General features: G+C 43.1%; 17 protein-coding genes. 5 read left to right on the forward strand and 12 right to left on the reverse strand.

Annotation, left to right across the window (positions count from 1 at the left end):
- Window positions 1-283: 283 nt before the first annotated feature.
- Window positions 284-1,126 (forward strand): sialate O-acetylesterase, encoded by an 843-nt coding sequence (locus tag JRJ22_RS16115; RefSeq protein ID WP_206100508.1) that lies wholly within the window; start codon window positions 284-286, stop codon window positions 1,124-1,126.
- Window positions 1,123-1,662, forward strand: coding sequence for a PadR family transcriptional regulator (locus JRJ22_RS16120; protein WP_206100509.1), 540 nt, complete (start codon window positions 1,123-1,125; stop codon window positions 1,660-1,662). Before JRJ22_RS16115 ends, JRJ22_RS16120 begins: the two co-directional genes overlap by 4 nt.
- 144 nt (window positions 1,663-1,806) lie before the next feature.
- Here JRJ22_RS16120 and JRJ22_RS16125 read toward each other — a convergent pair whose 3' ends face one another.
- Complete coding sequence (locus tag JRJ22_RS16125) at window positions 1,807-2,142, reverse strand: winged helix-turn-helix transcriptional regulator (RefSeq protein WP_206100510.1); 336 nt, start codon at window positions 2,140-2,142, stop codon at window positions 1,807-1,809.
- Between the two features lie 105 nt (window positions 2,143-2,247).
- On the opposite strand from JRJ22_RS16125, the gene JRJ22_RS16130 reads away from it, so the two are divergent.
- Window positions 2,248-2,631 (forward strand): RidA family protein, encoded by a 384-nt coding sequence (locus tag JRJ22_RS16130; protein ID WP_206100511.1) that lies wholly within the window; start codon window positions 2,248-2,250, stop codon window positions 2,629-2,631.
- Window positions 2,632-2,820: 189 nt separating this feature from the next.
- Here JRJ22_RS16130 and JRJ22_RS16135 read toward each other — a convergent pair whose 3' ends face one another.
- Complete coding sequence (locus JRJ22_RS16135; protein ID WP_232380861.1) at window positions 2,821-3,687, reverse strand: U32 family peptidase; 867 nt, start codon at window positions 3,685-3,687, stop codon at window positions 2,821-2,823.
- 82 nt (window positions 3,688-3,769) lie between these two features.
- On the opposite strand from JRJ22_RS16135, the gene JRJ22_RS16140 reads away from it, so the two are divergent.
- Window positions 3,770-4,990: an IS256 family transposase gene (locus JRJ22_RS16140; RefSeq protein WP_068722586.1), complete on the forward strand. Its 1,221-nt coding sequence runs from the start codon at window positions 3,770-3,772 to the stop codon at window positions 4,988-4,990.
- Window positions 4,991-5,022: 32 nt separating this feature from the next.
- Here the strand turns inward: JRJ22_RS16140 and JRJ22_RS16145 are convergent, their stop codons facing one another.
- The 10 genes from JRJ22_RS16145 to JRJ22_RS16190 form a co-directional block, all read right to left on the reverse strand.
- Window positions 5,023-6,432 carry a peptidase U32 family protein gene (locus JRJ22_RS16145; protein WP_232380862.1) on the reverse strand — a complete coding sequence of 470 codons (1,410 nt, stop codon included), beginning with the start codon at window positions 6,430-6,432 and terminating at the stop codon, window positions 5,023-5,025.
- Window positions 6,433-6,893: 461 nt separating this feature from the next.
- The gene (locus JRJ22_RS16150) at window positions 6,894-7,520 is read right to left on the reverse strand and encodes a DUF2306 domain-containing protein (protein WP_206100512.1); all 627 of its coding nucleotides are present in this window, start codon (window positions 7,518-7,520) and stop codon (window positions 6,894-6,896) included.
- 112 nt (window positions 7,521-7,632) lie between these two features.
- Complete coding sequence (locus tag JRJ22_RS16155; protein WP_206100513.1) at window positions 7,633-8,592, reverse strand: SDR family oxidoreductase; 960 nt, start codon at window positions 8,590-8,592, stop codon at window positions 7,633-7,635.
- Between the two features lie 178 nt (window positions 8,593-8,770).
- Window positions 8,771-9,739 (reverse strand): AraC family transcriptional regulator, encoded by a 969-nt coding sequence (locus tag JRJ22_RS16160; RefSeq protein ID WP_232381196.1) that lies wholly within the window; start codon window positions 9,737-9,739, stop codon window positions 8,771-8,773.
- Between the two features lie 184 nt (window positions 9,740-9,923).
- A complete protein-coding gene (locus JRJ22_RS16165; RefSeq protein ID WP_206100514.1) occupies window positions 9,924-11,159 on the reverse strand; it encodes a hypothetical protein in 1,236 nt (411 codons plus the stop codon).
- Window positions 11,156-11,575 carry a hypothetical protein gene (locus JRJ22_RS16170; protein ID WP_206100515.1) on the reverse strand — a complete coding sequence of 140 codons (420 nt, stop codon included), beginning with the start codon at window positions 11,573-11,575 and terminating at the stop codon, window positions 11,156-11,158. Before JRJ22_RS16170 ends, JRJ22_RS16165 begins: the two co-directional genes overlap by 4 nt.
- 115 nt (window positions 11,576-11,690) lie before the next feature.
- The gene (locus tag JRJ22_RS16175; RefSeq protein ID WP_206100516.1) at window positions 11,691-14,744 is read right to left on the reverse strand and encodes a type III restriction-modification system endonuclease; all 3,054 of its coding nucleotides are present in this window, start codon (window positions 14,742-14,744) and stop codon (window positions 11,691-11,693) included.
- Between the two features lie 15 nt (window positions 14,745-14,759).
- Entirely contained in the window at window positions 14,760-16,712 is a 1,953-nt protein-coding gene (locus JRJ22_RS16180; protein ID WP_206100517.1) for a site-specific DNA-methyltransferase, read from the reverse strand.
- 22 nt (window positions 16,713-16,734) lie between these two features.
- The gene (locus JRJ22_RS16185) at window positions 16,735-17,391 is read right to left on the reverse strand and encodes a DUF4391 domain-containing protein (RefSeq protein WP_232380864.1); all 657 of its coding nucleotides are present in this window, start codon (window positions 17,389-17,391) and stop codon (window positions 16,735-16,737) included.
- Window positions 17,388-20,642 carry a helicase-related protein gene (locus JRJ22_RS16190; RefSeq protein ID WP_206100518.1) on the reverse strand — a complete coding sequence of 1,085 codons (3,255 nt, stop codon included), beginning with the start codon at window positions 20,640-20,642 and terminating at the stop codon, window positions 17,388-17,390. Before JRJ22_RS16190 ends, JRJ22_RS16185 begins: the two co-directional genes overlap by 4 nt.
- A gap of 162 nt (window positions 20,643-20,804) precedes the next feature.
- Between JRJ22_RS16190 and JRJ22_RS16195 the strand changes: the two genes are divergently transcribed.
- Window positions 20,805-21,209: a 23S rRNA (pseudouridine(1915)-N(3))-methyltransferase RlmH gene (locus tag JRJ22_RS16195; RefSeq protein WP_206100519.1), complete on the forward strand. Its 405-nt coding sequence runs from the start codon at window positions 20,805-20,807 to the stop codon at window positions 21,207-21,209.
- The last annotated feature ends 127 nt before the right edge of the window (window positions 21,210-21,336 follow it).

The raw sequence follows: 21,336 nt of genomic DNA on the forward strand, positions 1-21,336 counted from the left end.
ACGCAGGGCACTTCAGTAATGTTTCAGCATAATGATAAAAATCAGTCCACACTTCCACACCTCTAAGAACAGTATGGTTAAAGGCCATCCCATGTGGGATGGCCCTTCTTTGATGTTAGTTAATTATTGTATACCCTTAAATAAATTAAGCTTTTAACTGCCTCAATGACTGCATTGGTTCTTCTTGTCCTTTTTTGAGTGAATTGACTATAGTCTAATTAGACTATATAATACGTTTTAGTCTAATTAGACCATAATGGTAATATACAGGAGTGAAGATTAAATGATAAAGTCATTCTTAATGTTGGGGCAGTCTAATATGGCAGGCCGTGGATTCTTGCATGATGTCGATCCTATTTTTAATGAAAAAATAAAAATGCTGCGCAATGGACAGTGGCAGATGATGACAGAACCGATTAATTACGACCGTCCGGTTTCCGGCGTAAGCCTGGCGGCCTCTTTTGCAGATGCCTGGTCGAAAGCCAATCCCGACGAAGAAATCGGTTTGATTCCTTGTGCGGAAGGCGGCAGTTCCTTGAATGATTGGCATCCGGAAGGCATTCTTTATCAGCATGCTTTATCTGAAGCCCGCTTCGCCCTGCGGTCCAGTCAGATCTGCGGAATCCTGTGGCATCAAGGTGAGAGCGACAGTTATCGTTCGCTGCATGAATCTTATTACGAGAAACTAAACTTTATCATCAAGGGCCTGAGAGACGAATTGGATCTTGATGAGGTACCGTTGATCATCGGCGGACTTGGTGATTTCCTTGGGAAGACCGGTTTCGGACAGCATGCGACAGAGTATCGACAGGTCAATGAACAATTGCAGCACTTCGCTAACGAACAGCCTAATTGTTATTTTGTAACAGCCGTAGATTTGACGGCGAATCCTGATGGCATTCATTTAGACGCGGTTTCACAACGTAAATTCGGCTACCGCTATTTCGAGGCTTTTTCGAAAAAGTGTAATGTCATGGAGCCAATCCCTGGAGAGGATCAGTCGCTGAAAGTGGATCTCGACTATTCGAAAACAGAACAGATTTTTCTTCATAGCCTGGACTTATCTTCGGGTAAAATCACGTACGCAGAATTCGAGGCACAGATGGTAAAGGTGATGAAGCCGTGATTCCCTTACTCATCCTTGGCTTGCTCATCCAAACCCCTGGTGCTCACGGCTATGAACTACTGGCTTTAATGGAGAAACGCCATTACAAATACATTGTAAACTTCACCAAAGGCTCGTTTTATTACAATCTGCAGCAGCTTGAAGAAAAAGGTTGGATTGAACAAATCCAGAAGAAACCTCCAACCCTTGGACGCGAGATTCGGAACTATAAAATCACCGGATCGGGAATGGCTGAATTCGAGAAATTAATGGTCAAATACGGCACCAAATCGGAATATGTGAACCTGCAATTTTATGGTGCGCTGCTCTTTGCCGATCAATACGACAAAAGCAAATTGCTGGAACTGATCCAATCGCAAATCGACCAGACTAAAACCCGAATCGCACTCCTTGATGAATATCTGTCCAATACACAAGAACTTCCCGGCACAATCGATTACTACCGCCGCATGAACGAAAATTCCCGTTCCCATCACTTGATTAACTTAGAGTGGTTTGAACAATTGAAAACAGAATTAGCGGGACCTCTTGCATAATACAAAAAGGAGCTAAATAAACTGCTTCCATAGAATAGACACTTTGAAAAAAAGGGTTATGCTATGGGAGCCTTTTTGTATTCTGCTAATGGCATTCAAATATAGCCAGGAATCATTATTGTGTTAAACCGCGTCCTGTGAACCTCACCGATTCTGTGCTCCCCACTCGCACAGCTGCTCCAACACAGGCAGCAGCGTCTGCCCTCTCGGTGTCAGCGAATACTCCACTTTGGGCGGAATCTGCGGATACTCCACGCGCTTCACTAGCCCGTCGGCCTCCAATTCCTTAAGCTGCGCGCTCAGAACTTTGTACGTCACCGCTCCGAGCTGTCTCTGCATTTCGTTGAAACGAATCGACTGCTTGGCGGACAGCAGATACAGAATCGCCATCTTCCACTTCCCGCCGATCACGGACATCGTATAACCGAACGGTGTGTCCTGGATCACTGTTTCCTTGCCCTTCAAATCGGAAATACCCATGTTCACACTATCCTTTCGGATAGTAGCCCACTTCTTTGTGCGTACTATCCCTTTATTTTCGCCCAGTCTATACTAGTCTTACTTTAAAGTAAAGGGGCATAAGCAATGACGATCATTCAAACGTACAACCATACTCTCTGGGATCACGGGATTTCGCAGGGGTACCTTGTCGACAACACACTGTATATCTCGGGACAGTTCTCCCATAACGCGGAGGGCAAGTTCGTCGGAGCAGGCGATATTCGGGCACAGATGACGCAGACGCTGGAAAATTTGGATGCCGTGTTACAACAGTTCGGAGCGACGAAGCATAACCTGGCTTACGTGGAGCTGTATCTGACGAATGCGCTGGAGCACGGGGAAACCGCGATCGGACTATTCAAAGAGTATGTCGGAGAGCATCGGCCGGCGGGTAGCATGATCGGAGTGACTTACCTGGCATTTCCGGAACAGTGGGTAGAGGTTCGGGCTGTGGCGCATATCGATTAGGGTGCTCTTCTGAAGCGGCAAGTTTTAGAGCCGCCCAGTACTGGGCGGCTCTTTCTTGTTCTTTTATGTTAAGCTGAACGATTAGCAAGGAAGACAGTGATGTACTGGTCAGCAATACGAATATCATTTCCACGATTAACCAACATGCAAAATTGCCATCATATCGCAAGAAACCATCCCTTTGGCTACCTACACAATCTCTTTATTAAAATGTCCTCTTGTGTCTGTCTCCTGATTAAAGACAGTATGATTCATTGATCCACTTAATTTGTCCGAGGCCATATGAATGATTTTCACAACCTGCTCTTTGGATTCAACGGTGAAGTTTAATCGGAACGCCTCGATTCCTTTGAGGTTTGGCAGCTCATCCAGAAGATTAAGCGTCTTCCCATTAAGGAGCGTCGTTGTACAATCATTATGGGATATGATTGGGAACGTTCCGTGCTCATCTTTTAACTCATAGCTCTTCGTTTTGCAAATTCTGCATTGGTCGATTTTTTTCATTGGACAATATTTGGTAAACATCAAAGGAGCCTTACCATATACAATCATTTCCAGTGAGGGATAGCCGTCATTATCATTATAATAGGCATTCATTAAATCATCCATTTGGCTCTTATTCAATTCATAAGATAAAGTGACGCGTTTTGCACCTAATTTATATAATTCATAGCAGCTAGCAGCATTAACAACATTCAGAGAATAGTCCGTAACAAACGGATTCGTTGCTCTGTAGTGATAAATCCCGCCATATCCTCCGATTAGCAGCTGCCCTTCTTTGTCCTTATAATGATTCTGATTTCTTCTAACCACGTTTTCAAAATAGATTTCCTTAATTCCACTGCTCACGCAAGCGTCATACTGTTCCTTCGTTGTTACAGAGGCCGTAAGGTACGGTTTTACAGGGGCAAAGCTTATTTTTTCTTTTACGTCCACAGCCTTGGTTCTATTCTCTTGGCTGTTAAGCTTTAAGTCATACAAGCCCAGGACAATATCTCTTCTAGCTGCATTTAACAGTTTAGCTGGAATAAACGCATTGCATTCCTCGTAATCCACATGATTAAGGAGTCTGTAAAATATATTGTGTAAACTCTCAAACCCATTAAAATGAAAGTAAGAGAAAGGTTGGGGAGAACACATGGGACTTTGGTCAAAACAGCAACTTCGGGAGTTCATTAAGGAGAACAATCTTGTCACTGCACAAGATGCACAAAATGCCTTGAAAGACCTGTTTGCAGAGACGATTCAGGAGATGCTGGAAGCCGAAATGGATACCCATTTGGGCTATGGAAAACATGAGGTGAAGGCAAAGCTCACTCCAAACAGTCGGAATGGGAAGAGCCGTAAAACGGTAGTCAGTGAGTACGGCGAACAGGAAATCACCATTCCTCGGGACCGGCTGGGTGAGTTTGAGCCCTTGGTCGTCAAGAAGCATCAATCCAATGTAACCGGCATCGAAGAGCAAATCATCGCCTTATACGCCAAAGGAATTAGCACCCGGGAAATCCAGGATCATCTGGGACAAATGTATGGCATTGAGGTCTCTCCTACACTTATTTCTAATGTCACGAACAAGATCGTACCTCTCATTAAAGAGTGGCAGAATCGGCCTCTGCAAGGCGTTTACGCCGTTGTCTATCTGGATGCGATCCACTTCAAAGTGAAGCAGGACGGGGCCATTATCAACAAGGCCGCCTACATGGTCATTGGCATTGATCTGGACGGAAACAAAGACGTGCTGGGTATGTGGATTGGGGAGAATGAGTCCTCCAAGTTCTGGCTGAGTGTGCTGAATGAACTGAAGAATCGCGGGGTTCAGGACATTCTCATTATCTGCGTGGATAACCTCTCCGGGTTCTCTCAAGCGATTGCTGCCTGCTATCCCCAAACGGAGATCCAGAAGTGCATTATTCACCAAATACGCAGCTCCACACGGTACGTATCGTACAAGGATATTAAGAAGGTAACCGCCGACTTAAAGCCGATTTACAAGGCAGCTACCGAGGAAAGTGCCTTGCTTGAGCTCGACCGTTTTGAGGAGGTATGGGGAGCAAAATACCCACTCATTATCCGTTCTTGGCGGACAAATTGGGACGAACTCGCGACCTTTTTTAAGTACCCGCCTGAGATCCGCAAACTGATCTACACGACCAATATGATTGAAAGCTACCACCGCCAACTTCGTAAAGTGACAAAGGGAAAAAGTATTTTCCCCACGGATGAGGCCCTGCTTAAAATGCTATATCTCGCCACCGTGGACGTCACTCGCAAATGGACAGGCCGTGTCCAAAACTGGGGCCAAATGCTGCTCCAGCTTTCGGTCTTTTTCCCAGACAGGGTCGGTCAACACTTGCGTTAGATTCGCGACTTCCCCCTCGGGGGAATCTGTGCTTAAAAGAGTTTACACAAAATTATTGACAGACCCTGATTAAGCTCGAATATCGTATCATTTAATCTGGAAAATTGCTTGATTACCTGCTCTTTTGTTGTTGGATTATTAATGGCTTCACCGAGTATTTCTTCACTCTCATAAAAATAATGAAAGCCTAAGCCCTCCGCATCTATGAAAAGCTTTGAACCCGGACTTGCATATACTCTAATATCTAGGTTAAACCGCTTAAATTCTTTTTCCAGTGATGCTTCTAATTCTTTGGTATAGAAATAATCCTTCGTTTTATATACTAAATCTCCTGTAGACAACTTTTCTTTGATTTTGATGTAGCAGACACGATCTGCTTTGTTGATTAATTCGCCATCTTTATCGTACAGTTTTGCAACCGTTAAATTAACATCTTCCTTGTTGTGACTTATACGGATGTTATCGTTTTGATTTAGAGGACGTGTAAGTGTTATTTCATACATGTCTTTAATAACCTTGCTAATGGTTCCAATTTCATAACCAAAGTTATTCGGTCTTACAATGTTTGTAATATTTCTCTTATCCTCTCGAAATAAATATCCTTTCGTAAATGTTCGATTGAAGGTTTTTTTTAGATTTTCTTTATCTTCTTCGGTTATTTTATGCTCCAAGGCCATACGATATTTGGATACAACATTAGCCACATATGTAGGATCTTTCATTCGGCCTTCGATTTTTAAAGAATCGATTTCTTTTAAATCCTCGATGTAGTCGATTGTGTTTAAGTCCTTGGTAGATAGAATATGGTATTTCCCTAAAGAGGTACCTGTTGTCTTATCCACGAGTTCATACTCCTTACGGCATGACCCCACACATCTTCCGCGGTTTGCGCTTCGATTGCCCATTAATCCTGACATTAGACAGTTTCCCGAGTAAGATACACATAAAGCACCGTGAACGAAAATTTCTAAAGGGATTTCCGCTATTCTTTTGATCTCTTTTACATTTGCCATTTCAACCTCACGGGACAGAACCACTCTTTTAGCACCAAGCTCTTTAAATAATAAAGTTCCGTCTACATCGTCGATTCCCATTTGCGTTGAACAATGTGCTTCCATATCAACAAAGTTTTCAACGATATAATCGAAAGCAGCCAGGTCCTGGACAATAATACCATCCACACCGATTTCATTTAATTGGCGGATCTGCTCTTTCATCTCTTCCACTTCGTTCTCGAAAACGATGGTATTCATTGCAACATAGATTTTAACGTCCCTCAGGTGCGCATACGTAACAGCCTCTTGTAACGACTCTAAATCAAAATTAGATGAGTATGCACGTGCACCAAATTTTTGCATTCCTAAGTATACTGCATCACAACCATTCGAAATGGCAGCTTTTAAAGCTTCCATACTTCCTGCTGGAGCTAATAATTCAGTCATTGTCTCCTCCTGATGACCCATAAATAATAATAAATATGTAGTTACTTGTGATACGTTCTCCGTAATACTCTAACAGTGAAAATAAAGAGGACGCTAATAAAGCATCCTGTAATAAAAACTCTCTATAGATTTTAACTGATCTTCTATCGCTTGAATATGAAGTTTTAACATAGTTTATTCAGCGTTTGGATGGAAAGTCCGCAGATCCGCAAGACGTGCCCTATCGTATAGGTTTGGTCGCTAGCCATACTTCCTTCTAAGTCCACTTCCGTATCCTCCGTTTGAGCACTCCTCTCCCTTTCCTCTCGTTCAGTCGAGACGATTTTCCTTCCATACTCGCTTTTCATCGTAAAAACCTGCGTCATTAGAGACGCGGCACAAACCACATTCCACTGTACGCAAAATAAAACCGCGCCATGGATGCGCGGTTTTACGGGTCGTTTTGGCGTGGCAGTTGTGAATTATTGCCGCTGCCGCAACCTCTTTCTGAAAATCACGGCTTCTATGACGAGCAGATTAGGAATCCAACAAACCCAAGCGACAACCCGAAACCCCGCCTCGAAATCGCCAAACAAAAGAGCCAGTGGCGCTAACCAGATTCGAAGCGTGACAGCTGCAAAAGTAAGGGCATAACTGCGAAGCATCCATGCTTTATGAGCTTGGATGTCTTTGGCCATAATTTTTCTCGTGGCAGTAAGCGTCGTCGCAACCCACAACACATCGAGCGACATGAACCCAAGCCCGGCAATCCAACCTCCTGTCGCAAAAAGGGATAAATACACACTCACGATCCCACTAACTGTAATCGAAAGAACATATCCATACCCCAATAGGCGATGCCAACGTTTCCTAGCATTTGTTGGCTTCATAAATAGTTGAAAGGGTCCTATGATCAAGGCAAATATAGCGGTAAAAATATGGATGTATAGTATATATATCCATGGTTTGAGTTCAAAATTCGGCTTTTGCAATTTAAAAGAGACAAGTCCTGCATCACTAGCTTTAAGCACGCCATACTGAACAAATGCGTATCCGGCAATTGAAAATGCGAGAATGAGAACGAGTGCCCGAATCATCTTATTTCCCATATGAATGATCCTCCTCTGTTGATGCACCGTGAAGCTGTTGACACACAAATTCACCGCTTGAAATCAACAACGAAATCGCCCCTTCCACGAACCATTCATTTTTGATTTACAGTTAGAAATAATACCCCTTCCGAATATCATCTAAAAGGGTAGGATGTACTGGATTCCATCCCAAACGCTCCTGCGTCAACGCACTGGACGCCGGATTATCTGTTGTCGTGAAGGGTGCAAGCCATCCGAAATGTTTACCTGCTTCTTCAACTCCAATGCCTTGGGCCGGCAAGTTCAGATGGAGGCCCAAAGCCGTGGCGATCTCTTGAAACGGAATGCCCTCTTCGCTCACCGCATGAAACCGGGACCCTGCCGGAGCTTGTTCTAAAGCGAGTCTAAAAAGACGTGCCGCATCCAGCAGATGCACGGATGGCCAACGGTTGGTTCCGGAGCCTGTATAGGCGGAGAACCCCTTCTTGCGAGCGATGTTCACCAGATTAGGGAACAAGCCTGTCTTATCGCCTTCACCGTGTACGATCGGTGGGAGGCGTACAATCGAGGAACGTACCCCCCGATTCGCCAAGTCTAAGGTAGTATGTTCAGAAATGACGCGTAATCCACCTGGGGATTGAGGATCCCCAGCGCTGTCCTCCGTTCCGAGACGGCCGGGAGTAAGCGTCATCGTAGGAAGCGCGACGACAAGCGCCTGGTCACCGGCGGGTAAGGCGGTGCCAAGTGTCTCGATGGCTCGCCTGTCGGTCTCAATTGCAGCCTGCATAAATCGCATCCCCACATGACGAGGATTCCCGCCGAATAAAACCCTAAGCCGGGTTGGAAGGCCCGCATGCGAGAACTTGTGGAAGAAGGCCAAATGAATGACCCCGTCTACTACAGCAGCCCCTTTGCGCAAACCAGCTAAATCCTCAATCGAACCGATTTGAACCTGGGCACCCAATGTTATAAGCCGTTTGCCGGCTTTTTCAGAACGGGCAAGACCAATCACTTGGTGACCGGCATCCAGCAGTTCGCGAACGACCGCCCCTCCGATGAAGCCTGTCGCCCCTGTAACCAATACACGCATTTTCAGAAATCCCCTTTCCTATCGGTATGTTTATTCTTAGTATAGGGGATTGACTACTGCGGTCTTTGCCTTTTTCGTCGGAGTTTTTGCCTGATTCAACAGATTCCGCCGCTTAAAAAAGGAAAAATCCGCTAGGCGCTATGCCCGCGGAAATTGAAAAGCCGTTTACGTGTGCGCTTCACTTCAACTGTTGCTGTTCCTGACGCCACCTTGTGATATCTCTAGTTGGAGGGCACCCAAAAAATCGGCTGTAATCGCGGCTAAATTGGGAATCGCTCAAATAGCCCACAAGCCGGCTCGCTGTAGTTGCGTCAATGGAGCTGGATAACATTAGACGCCTCGCCTCTTGCAGGCGCAGCACCTTTTGATATTGCAGAGGGCTCATCGCAGTAGCCGATCTGAAATACTCGCGAAACGACGATTCGCTCATATGGACCAACTCCGCCAAATCCGCTACCTTCCACGGCTGGGAAAAGTTATTTTGCAGCCAATCAATCGCTTTAGCTACCTGCTGCATACCCGATTCCGCCAGAACGGTCTCGGCAACATAAACACCGATTGGGCTACGGAGGAGGCGGATATAAATTTCGTCCTTCACCAACGGAGCCAGCATTTGAGCATCATCGGGAGAGGACAGACAAACCATCAATCTTGCTGCGGCGTTCATCATGGCCAAATCAGCTTCGATGACGTAGCCCGCACTGCGATTGCGAACCTCCGGCAAACCATTCGGGAATACCATCGGCAGCAACGCAGCAATCCTTTGCGGATCGAGGTATAAACCTATCCCGAGGAACGGTACTTGGGGGCTGGCCTGCATGATTTTCATCGTAACAGGCAAGGCAACAGGGGCAATATACATTCGCGAAGCACTATACTCATAAGCATCCTTGCCTACGGTAATTCGCTTTTTACCTTGTGCTGCAATGCAGATTACCGGCGATAACATGGTGTGAACATCATCCGCAGCTTCTACTTGCGAATATCGGTTCACATACAGACCATGGATCGGTGAAGCATAGGTCCCATCCTGCGAAGTATGCGTGTAAATCAAACTTGCCAGCCGGGCTGCTTCACCATTTAGCGCTGACTTGGTCTCATCTAATTCAGATACTTCCTCATATTTATGGTATTTGGCCATGTTCACAAGCAACTTCTTCCCCCTCAGATGTAACGGGATGATAGGCATGTTCATGATACCACAGGGGCATCCAAAAAGCTTAAGTATTAAAGTTAATTACTTGTGGTACGGTTCACCGTATCTATTGATAAGGTAAACTAAGATAAACTGAAAAAGAGAGGGGCCACAGTGCTCCTCTCTTACCTCTAAGCTAGATAAACTCATGACCTACATACTCAGCAATACCTCGTTTAGCTTCTCTCGGTGAAAATGTTGTAGCAAAGACCTTTATTTTCCCCTTTGTTAAAATATTTAAGTCAAACTCCGTATTGTCTTTCTGAGTATATACTATCTTCCAATCTACTTCGGTTTCAACGTCAATAACTCTAAACCATTTACGTATTGTGTCTATAGCATAGACTTGACCAGTGACTTCAATTTCTCTCGAAGCTATTAAGTTCAAAGCGGTTTTTATTGTTCTGTAAGTAGCCTCATTAGCTCTTATCTTCTCATACCCACTTAACGATACTTCTAATAAACCCTTTTTGTAGAACGGTCTCACCAAATTAAGAAGGTTGTGTAAATGCTTCCGTGCATTTATGAAGTTGCCACTCATAATTTGAATAACTGCATCTGTTTCCTCTTTATTTGCGGAAGATAGAATTTTGTACAACAATTCATATGGTAAGCCTGAGGGTTGATCATACATGCTTAATTGACCTTCGTTATTAGGAGCTAGTAATATTCTAATACTGCCGGTCTTGAGTTCAACTGCTGGTTCATGTATGGATGGTAACGCCTTCGTTTTGGTGTTGTAGTTATTAGTGTATTCTTTTGTAACACCAACAATGAATGATCTCAGTGGATTCATTGTGTTTAATAATTCGGTTAGCAGGATTTTAGGTTTCGCATCCACCCGCACCTCAAGCGGGTTTTCTTGATCCACTACTCCCTGCCTGCCGATCACTCTAGCTACTTTTGTTCCTTTCACCGTTTTAATTTGAACGGTATGAGGTAGATACATATTCCCATAAGACATCGTCGCCATTGTGAGTCCACTCATACCTGAATATATTATAGCTTTAGCTGACTGATCATTGAGAAAACTGCCAACCACTACCTCATTGTCATCTGACCTATTCTCAATATTTACATTGTAGAAATCAACATTGTAATTCCGGTCAGCTATGATATCTCCAACTTGAAAATACGCAAACTTATTATCGGACGAAACTTTGAGACCAATTTTAGGGCCTGTTTTTGTTGTAAAATTGATGACAGAACTTATTATCCAGTTACCTACGGGCATCTCATTTCTAAAGTGCTGTATTACATAATTATTACCATAACTCAATTTTGAGGCTGCCCAGTCTCCTGTTACAATATATTCACCAGGGGATAATCTCAGTGGTGTTTCAATGTAACCTACTATTCGGTTATCATTCATACTGATCCCCCCAAATTCACTACTGCCTCTTGGTATACCAACAAATTACTATTAGTTTGGGCAATTTCTTCATCACTTAATCTTAGTCGACCTTCTGCGACCCTTTTGAGCATACACTCGGCCACTTCAACTTCCCGTTGGTAGTAATCAAGAGAATTTACCTCTACGTAACTGTCACGATGAAATTGAAGGACATGGGCTAGCTCTTCATAAATAGCAGACTTTCTAAAGATGTCATCGTTTAATTGTATGTCGACTTTTCCTGTATCTAAATTTAATGAGCAAGATCCTTCTGCATTGAAATGGTTGAGAATTCGGCCTACTTCAGGATCTATAGAGCTCCTACATATATTAATATTTACTTCTGGATGTTTATATTCGAAATAACTAAAAAGTCTATCCGTTCTATTAATCACGAATAATCCTCCAGCACTAATTAATAGAATCATTTTAACCCTTTCTCCCATATTAATCCACGCATTTCATAAAGAAACCCCCACCGACTAAATCGATGAGGGCCATAATAGATTATTATCCCTTCACAATCTCCATCAACTTCTCATAGCTGTTAACCACATCGTACTTCAGTTGATCGGAGTTCAACTTAGCGAAATGCCGCCGTGCACATTCAATCTTCGCTTTCTCAACTTCACGTAGTTCCATCGAATCCAAGGAACCTTTCGTCTCTGCAATAAAGTAAATGTGCTTCACGCCGCTTTCTTTGAATACAATCGCCCAGTCGGGGTTGTAATCGCCGACAGGCGTCGGGATGTAAAAGCCCCGCGGCAACTTGGCATAAATGTGTACTTCATTGCTCGTATCCAGCTCTTTTGCGAAAGCCCGCTCGATCTTGGAATCCGTCACCACATAGTCGTAAATGTGCTTCTCAACCGCTATCGCGTTTTGTCCAAGCTGTCCTTTCAACGTGTTCTTCGTGAACACATCGGTATCGAACGTATCATTGATCACATCATACGTAATGGATTCAATGATCGTCGTCGCCTTCTGCTCATTGATCAGTCTGGACGCCCGAAGTATAAACTCCTCAGGATTCTTCTGGAACAGCATGAACTTCGCTTGTTTGATGCCTTTCAAGATGGCCACAATCGTTTTTCTGGTGAGCTTCGTTTCATCCATCAGTTTGCCGATCAAATCGTATTTGATCTTCGAGGCCGCAGATTGATGAACATAATTCGCGTCCGTCTCTCGAATTACGAACGCTTCTCCCTGCTTCAATTGTTCACGGGATTCGATCTCATTCATTTCCCCATGCTTGATGGAATAACGAATAGAAGGCACGTCCAAGCTCATATCAATCGCCATGATGCTTTTCCGCACCAATTCTTCCGAATCGAACTGAACCGTGTAAACCGATCTCTTATTGATTCGGCTCCACAACTCCTTGAATTCTTTCTTATGGAAGTTGCTGTTCACCGTGATATTCGGAACTGTATTCTTCCGGTCATCGTTCGTCATATCCGACTTGCCTTCAACGTAAATCGTTTTAACCAGTTCAATAAGTTGCTCTTGATGTGCGTTTAGCTCATCAGGTAGTTTGATGGTTTGTTCCTCTAAGGCAGCAAAGTAAATATCCGTCAGGATATAGTCATCATCGGTATAGCCATTTCGAATGAACGCGTTTTGCAGCTTGTTTGCGAGTCTCTCATCGATCTTCAATTGCTCGCTGCGGGCATTAACAAGGACTTTTTCCAAGAAAAATCCACTGTCCGCCTTGCGTGGGCGATCAGACAGCGTAGCGGCGATTTCGCTTTGAAGCTGCTTCGCAAATTGCTCATAGGATTCACTGGCGACAACAGTCAGTGCATTGATCTCATGGACATCAATACCTGGAATACTGGAGTCGATTCGATCGCCGTTCTGATTCACACATAGTCGTAGACCGCGTCCAACTTCTTGACGCTTTTTGATTGTGGAGTCGCTGTGCTTGAGCGTGCAAATCTGGAATACATTGGGGTTATCCCAGCCTTCCTTCAACGCAGAGTGAGAGAAAATAAACCGTGTCGGTTCCTCAAGGCCGAGCAGACGTTCCTTGTCCCGCATAATCAGATCGTATGCATCCGCATCATCGGAGTCCGTTTCTTTGGCAGACACCTTGGAATCAACGAACCGGCTGCTCTTTTTATCAATGGAAAAGTACCCTTTATGAGTATCCTTCACATGGATTGCATTCAAATATTGAACATATGGATCATCCACAAACAGTGATAGTTGCTCGTTCAGGAGTTCATTGTATTCTTCTTCAAAGATATCTGCATAATCGCCATTTTTTCCATTGCCTTCTTTATCATACTGCCGGTACTTGGCAACTTCGTCGATAAAAAAGAGTGAGAGAACTTTAATCCCTTTATCGAACAACACCCGCTCCTTCTCGAAGTGAGACTTAAGCGTTTCCCTGATCTGGATTCGTCGGAAGTGAAGCTCGCTGACATCACCTTGCACTTCTCCAGCATACAAAGTGACACCATTAATAAAGCTGATGCTGTTATTTTGCCCGTTGATTTCGGATATTTTGCAACCTTTATACTGCTCTAGGTTCTCAGACAATTGATAGAGATCATCACCTATTAAAACCTTCCTGGATACTTTTGTTAACCCCGTTTTGGTGCGTTTTTCATACTCAAGCCGTGCTACTGGAGCATGCTTGTCGCTGACATCAATGCCTTCGAGGTACACATAACTGTTTGTCCCGCTTGTACCTTTAACCGAAATACCTTTAACGCTAATCTTCTTGACCAGCTTCATGTTGTACGCATCCAAAGCATCTAGGCGATATACTTTGTTGTAGTCCTCCCGATGAGTTGCTGAGTATCGCAACGTAAACAACGGTTTGAACAACTTGAGTGATTCCTTAGTTTTCTGACCTTCTACAGATTGGGGCTCGTCGATTATCAGAATCGGATTCGTGCTGGCAATGACATCGATTGGACGACGGGAGCTAAAGTCATCTAACTCCATGTAAATTCTTCTTGCATCCTGCCCTCTCGCGGCGAATGCTTGAGAGTTAATGATCATGACATTGATCCCAGCATCGCTGGCGAACTTCTCGATGTGATGCAACTGCTTCGAGTTGTATACGAAGTATCGAGCCTTTGAGCCATACTCCGCCATAAAATGGTCTTCGGTAATCTGAAACGTCTTGAGCACACCTTCACGAATAGCGATTGAAGGGACGACGATAATGAATTTGCTCCAACCATACTTTTTGTATATTTCGAACATCGTCCTAATATACGTATAGGTCTTACCCGTACCGGTCTCCATTTCGACCGTCACATTATATTTGCCCTCAAGTCGTTCAGACAATTTCAATCCATTTTTACGTTGTGTCGATTGAATGTTATTCAAGACCTCCTGATCAATCAACTTGATAGGATTGTTCTTGAAACCATACTCGGACTCACTACCTTCCGTTTGTTGAAATAGATCACCTATTTCTACACTTTTCTGCCGCCGACCTTTATCGAGCGTAAAATGGGAAGATTCGTTAGGTTGACCTTGAAATACGTCAACAATGCTATTCACCGCATCCAATTGAAATTGTTGGTGTTTGAATTTAATTTTCATCGTTGCTCACCTTCCTTAAAGCACTTGAATATCAGTACTAGGGGAGAGTAGCTTGAACAGCTCTTCGACATTGATTCTTGCAGAATCATCTCTGAAGGAACTGTCGCGGAATACAACGCGAAGTGGTTGATCCTCTGCAACCTTCTTGATGACTGTCTCTGTTATTTCACTGTCAAAACAAGCGATCAAGGAGTTTCCAGCAATATAATGAACGGTTTTGCCTTCTATTTCTTTTGACTCCATTGGTAAAGACAGTTCCAACCCAAGTTCCAGCATCACTTGAATCAGTAAGTCCTCGCCACTGCGATCTTCTTTAATGTTTGATGCCACATCATCCAGGTTCAACTGGCCAAGCTTGTCAGGTGTGTAGTATACGTCCTTCATGTTACTTGAATCCACTCGGTACACACGAAAACCGTAATCAATATCTGCTCCTGTTTCCTCCTTGATCTTCTTTGATGCTCTGCGAATTCTCTCTTTTCCAATTTCACAGATGTTCTTGTATCCTGCTTTAAATGCCTCAGAATCCTCTTTAGTTTTTTGTGGAAGTTGTACCATAATAAATTTACGATTACCCTTATCCTCAGCATTTAATTGTATGACAGCTTGTGCAAAACTTGCTGAACCCGAAAAAAAGTCAAGTAAAATCCCATTCTCACATCCGACATATTCAATAAAACTCTTTAGTACCGTTACATCTTTTGGGTTCTCAAAATAATTTCCACCTAGTAATTCTTTAAGAGTCATGCTTGCCGCTCTTCCATCCTTATATATAACTGGTGTCAATACGTAGTCTTGTGCTTCATGCAAGTATATTTTTCTGAGCGGTATTGTAGTCTCATCAATTCCAAAATGCACTCGGTCCTCTGCTATCCTTCTTTTCATTTCAGTTTCAATACATCCCCAACCTCTAGAAGGCTTCTTAACGGATTTTTGAGTTACTGGATGGATTACCTCGTAATCAGGAATGCTCGTACTCGCAGAAGAGATATCTCCCCCAAAATAAAGACCTCTATTATCGACTCTAAAGAAATGGCTAATTTCCTTAGCAGGATGATTATCAGGTAAGTTTTTATAGAATTCCTTCATACCCTCTTCAATTTGACTGTTATCGTTATTTTTTTTTCTAAGAGAGTTAAACTTGTTCATTACCTCATCATACCCAGGTTTCTTAGCTCTCCATTTTCCGAACTTTGATGCTAAACTTTTATCCTTTGCATAAACCAGCACGTACTCTACACTTTCAGAATAAAATGTTGAATCATTCTTTCTACCTTTTTCCCAAGTAATTTTTGATATCCTGTTCTCTTCATAAAAGACTGAATTCATTAAAGCTGTTAAATTATTTTCTTCATGCTCATCGATACTAACAAAAATAACTCCGTCATCACTTAATAAATTCCTAGCAATTCTTAATCTTGTATAAATCATAGTCATCCAATCACTATGAAATCGTCCGTTTGATTCTGTATTCTGAAAAAGTCTATTTCCTTCCTCATCAACCTGACCAGATTGCTCCAAATACTCTTCGGTTGGTTCTCTAAAGTTATCGTTATATATAAAGTCTTTGCCTGTATTATACGGGGGATCAATATATATCATTTTTATTTTATTCAGATATGATTCTTGTAATAGTTTTAGTACTTCGAGATTATCGCCTTCGATATAGAGGTTTTTAGTATTTTCCCAGTCAATACTATCTTGTACCACTGGTCTTAATGTCTTCTCAATAGAACTATTTGCATTAACAATTGCCTCTTTTTTCCCTGGCCAAGTTACTTGGTACCTCTCTTTTTCTCCTTCAACAAGGAAATGAGACAACTCCTGCTTCAATAATTCAAAGTCGATCGCTCGTCTGATTCCCCCTTGATTATCTCTTGACTCTGTAATTACACTTGGGAACAATTCCGCAATTTTATCAATATTGTCTTGAGTCAAATCAGCAGACCTCATTGTTAGCTTATTCATTTTACAATTGAACCTCCGTTACTTAGTTAAAAAGTTGATTGAGTTCTTTGCGTTTCTGTTGCAAGTCCATATTCAACGCAACCTTGCGATTGAATTGTTTTTCGATACGAATTTTAGCTTCTAATCGCTGGCATTCAAGCGTCAGCTTATCTATGCGAGCTTGTCGCTCCAGAATGGCTGTAAGCTCGATTTCCGGGTTCGAATTGATCGGTAGAAGTTGACGAATGATGTTCTCGTAGACAGCCTTTAGATCAAGTCCTTGAATGATGTCCAACTTCAATTCTTCTACAGGCTGCCATTCCGATTCGTGATAGGAACGTACAATGGAGCGGTTATCATCGGTCTGATTTCGCTCCTTGTAGGCGATAGCAAGCTTTACCTGATCTTCGTAAATAATGACGTGCAGAATAGGGTAAGGAATCGCCTTGTCGATGCTCCGCAACAAATCAAGTGAGTAGGTTCGCTCTTTCAAGTGAACTTCAAACACCTGAACTTCCTCAATGTCATCTTTCGGTTCGAGACGAATCGTCTCTTTGGATAGTTTGTGCTTCCAGATGATCGACTCGACTTGCTCAGTAAACAGTTCCTTTAGATGTTGATTGGCGTGAAGCTTCTCATAAAATTTGTTCTTCGGTATTTTGCGATTCACAAGTGTGCTTGATGGTAGCTTGAACATCATGCACTCACCTGCCGGATGACAACAAAAGTAATGAGTTCAAAATCTTCAAGACCTTTGACGGAATCGACTAAAGCCGTTGTGCCTCCCGAACTGAACAAGCTATCCAGATCGCCTTCTTCCTTCACCTGAACAATGGAGCGGATCGCTTCCTCAAGCAGCATGGAATAGGCATCCATCTTCCTACCGTCTTTCGTCGCTTGATTGAAGCTGCGACATGCTTCCAAGACAGGTTCAGATTTTCCTCTGCACAGGGCACGCAGAACATCGAGTGTCTTCTTGACATCCATATGATTGGTGACGACTTCACCATCGTCACTCAAGTAAACTAGGTAGAAAGGATGCAAGCGATTCTGCTTGTCCGGGTTCAGTTCTTCATTCACATTGCGAAGAACGAATATGACGCCGGGCTGTACTCCATTATCTTCATCAGCAGAAACAACAGCATGCAGTCCGCTAGGAACGGTATCCAGTTCGCCATTCTCTTTGACGTAGTTCACCAAATCCATGCGGAAATCATTAAGACCTAAATCCGTTATGGATACTCCGGTATTCATGTCATCCAGATCGACAACTTCCTTCTGCAAGCGATTAAGCTGCTGCTTCCGGTATTCCAGATCGCTGGACTGATTAAACAGAACATTGTCGTCGCCAGTTGCTGTCATATCCATGATGACCATGCGATTCTCGACCCGTTCTTTCAATTGAATGTACTCGTCCAGCGTCATGTTGGGCCAGAAATTCACAAGCTGAATGGATTTGTTTTGGGAGCCGATCCGATCAACTCGTCCAAACCGCTGGATGATTCGTACCGGATTCCAGTGAATATCATAATTGATGAGAAAATCGCAATCCTGCAAGTTTTGCCCCTCGGAGATGCAATCGGACGCGATGAGCAAATCAATTTGGCCATCTACATCTGGCATAGTCAGCTTCTTCTCCTTGGATCGCGGTGAGAAACAGGTGAGCAATGTGCTGATATCGTTCCTCAGACCAGCGGTGTTCTTATTCTCATCGCTGCCGACAACCTTAGCTGTATCAATGTTGTATTTTGCCTTCATGTATTCTGATAAATGAGTATACAAGTATGCCGCGGTATCCGTAAATGCACTAAAGATAATCACTTTACGATTGCCCGGATTAATTGGCTGCCCGATTTTGGTATCGATAGCCTGTTTCAAGGCGTTCAGCTTCTCATCGTGCCCAGGTGTTACTTTCTGCATTTCCTCATGCAGGGAAGATAGAATATTGTGGTCGTTCATTAAATCTTCTTTCCATCTCAGTATGTCCATATCAGAAAGGTTAATTTTTATCGTATTCCCAATAGTAAAGTCATCATCCAGCCAGTCATCATCATCGAGACTGGCATCTTCGATCTCGGTGTATCCAACTGTATCTGACCTTCCGCTTTGTTCAAAAGCTTCAATTCTCTCCAATGTCTGACCCAGTTTGGATATAATCTTGGAGAGCGTCAACCGGAAAGATTCCACGGAACTCTCCAATCGTTTAAGCAAGTTAATCCTCATTAAGAGCTGCAAGCTGCCTTCTCGATCTAATTGCTTAAAGCTCCCGCTTCCGCCCTTTACGCTCGTATCGTACATCTCCTCATACAACCTCAAGCGGCTCGGTTGAATGTACTTGAAAGGAGCATAGATACCGAGGTTGATTCTGGACAACTCCGTGAATATATCATTGTACCCGATAACATCCGTTCTGTCTGTTAAATCACAGAACTTGGATAAAGGCGGAAGACGCTTAGGAAATTCGCCAATTTCCTCCGCATTGTAATACTTCTGAATGTGCTTGCGTGAACGAGCGATAGTCAGGCTATCCAAGAGTTCAAAAAAGTCAAAGTCGAGCATTCCAAGGAGCGTCTCGGTTGTTCGATCAGCGGCATCCAGCTTAGACCACTGATTAAAAGCAGACTGAGCCCGTTTGAAAATATCATTGATGCCTCTGTCAGTACCCAGCTTGTTGTTGATTTCTTCAGGATTTCCTTCGTAAGCCAGAGCAAGCTGGTTGCGAAGATCCATAAACTTGTTGTTCACCGGGGTTGCCGACAGCATCAGTACCTTCGTCTTGACGCCGCTCTTTAGCACTTTCCGCATCAGCTTCTGATATCGGGTCTCTTTGTCCTTCTTCGCTTCGTTATTGCGGAAGTTGTGTGATTCGTCGATGACGAGCAGGTCATAGTTGCCCCAGTTCAATCTGTCGAGCGGAATATCATTAGACTTACCTCTCTCACGAGAAATGTCCGTATGGTAGAGCACGTCGTATCGCAGGCGGTCGGCGTACAAGATGTTGTTGGTCACGTTCTGTTTGTATGTGAGCCAGTTATCGCCAAGCTTCTTGGGACATAGCAACAAGACCGACTTGTTGCGAAGTTCGTAGTATTTGATTATCCCGAGGGCAGAAAATGTTTTACCGAGACCGACACTATCTGCAAGAATACAGCCATTATATTTTTCAAGCTTATTAATGGCACCTAGTACGGCATCCTTTTGGAAGTGGTAAAGACGTTTCCAAATTTCTGTATCTTTAAATCCAGTTGCTTCGTTTGGCAGTATATCTTCAGTGATATCTGACAAGAATTCAATAAAGATGTTGTAAAGAATGACGTAGTATATAAACTCAGGGGAGTTTTCTTTATAGACAGATGAGATGTGTTCAGCTACTTGATCCGTCACATCTTCAAGCTTACTTTTGTCGTTCCATAACTGATTGAACAAGTCGAAATACATTTTGGTGAATGGAGCTTCCGTAAATTTGTTGACCATCTTGGACAGAGCATTGCCTTTCTCATAACCAAGATCAACAGTCGTAAAGCCATCCATCGGCATGTACGTGGTTGTACTATCGGATGCTTTCAAGTTCAACATTCCTTGCATGGCACCAGAAGTGCAGTTAGACTTGAAAGTAACCTTCTGACGTATCCAGTCGCCGCATTCTTTTGCAATTGATTTCAATGTCATTTCGTTCCTGAGCCGTAGTTCAAACTCTGTTCCGTATAAACTCTTCTCGCGGCTCCGCTTAGGTATGTAGAACTCGCGTTTTTCCTTATTAAAGCTATCAGCAACAAATGCAGGAGAAGTGAAGATGAAGCGTACTTCATCAACTTGATTCAATTCTTTCATTAAGGCTTCGTATGCATATATTGAAAAACATAATGCTGCTATGGACAGCTTTGATCCTTTTTTAATGGAGTGTTTGAGATCGTCTCCAAGGAGTTTATCGATATTATTTATTACCTCCATAATCAACCTCTCTTCCTTGCAGCTACTACACCTATATTAATTTAACATTATACTCCTAAATTCCTGTGGGAGTGGGTCTATTAACCTAATTTATAATGAAAGTGTCTTGATTTCAGCAGAAAATCTACCGCAATCATCTATCCTTGAAAAGAGGAGCTTATTATGAAATTTACAATATACACTATCAGCGAGAAGATAGATAAATTCTACCTTGAAGCCATAAAGGAGTATGAAAAGAGGCTGAGTCGATACTGCACAGTCAAGCTGGTTCATCTTAAAAGAGAAGATCAGCTTGAAAAGAAATTAAACAACAACAGTTACAGACTACATTTAATAAATAACACCGAGCATTCTATATCATCCGAGGAACTTGCGTCAAAAATCAATGGCTTGGGGGTGTCTGGAATATCAGATATCTCTATTATTATAGGATCAGTAACTGCTCCATGCGATAGTACTCTGACACTGAGTCCAATGGATATGGACTCAGGGCTTAAAACTACGATTCTATTCGAGCAGCTCTATCGGGCATTTCGCATCATAAACAACCATCCTTACCATAAATAAAAACAGCGTAATTATTTTTGCTTTAAAAAAGAGAGCAGCGGTTTACACCAGTCTGCCCCCATGATAATGATTGATATTTAAGGTGAAGACATGAACTTAGTAAGCATTACCTCTGCTGGACGATCTG

This window comes from Paenibacillus tianjinensis (genome assembly GCF_017086365.1).
Taxonomy (GTDB): Bacteria; Bacillota; Bacilli; order Paenibacillales; family Paenibacillaceae; genus Paenibacillus_AQ; species Paenibacillus_AQ tianjinensis.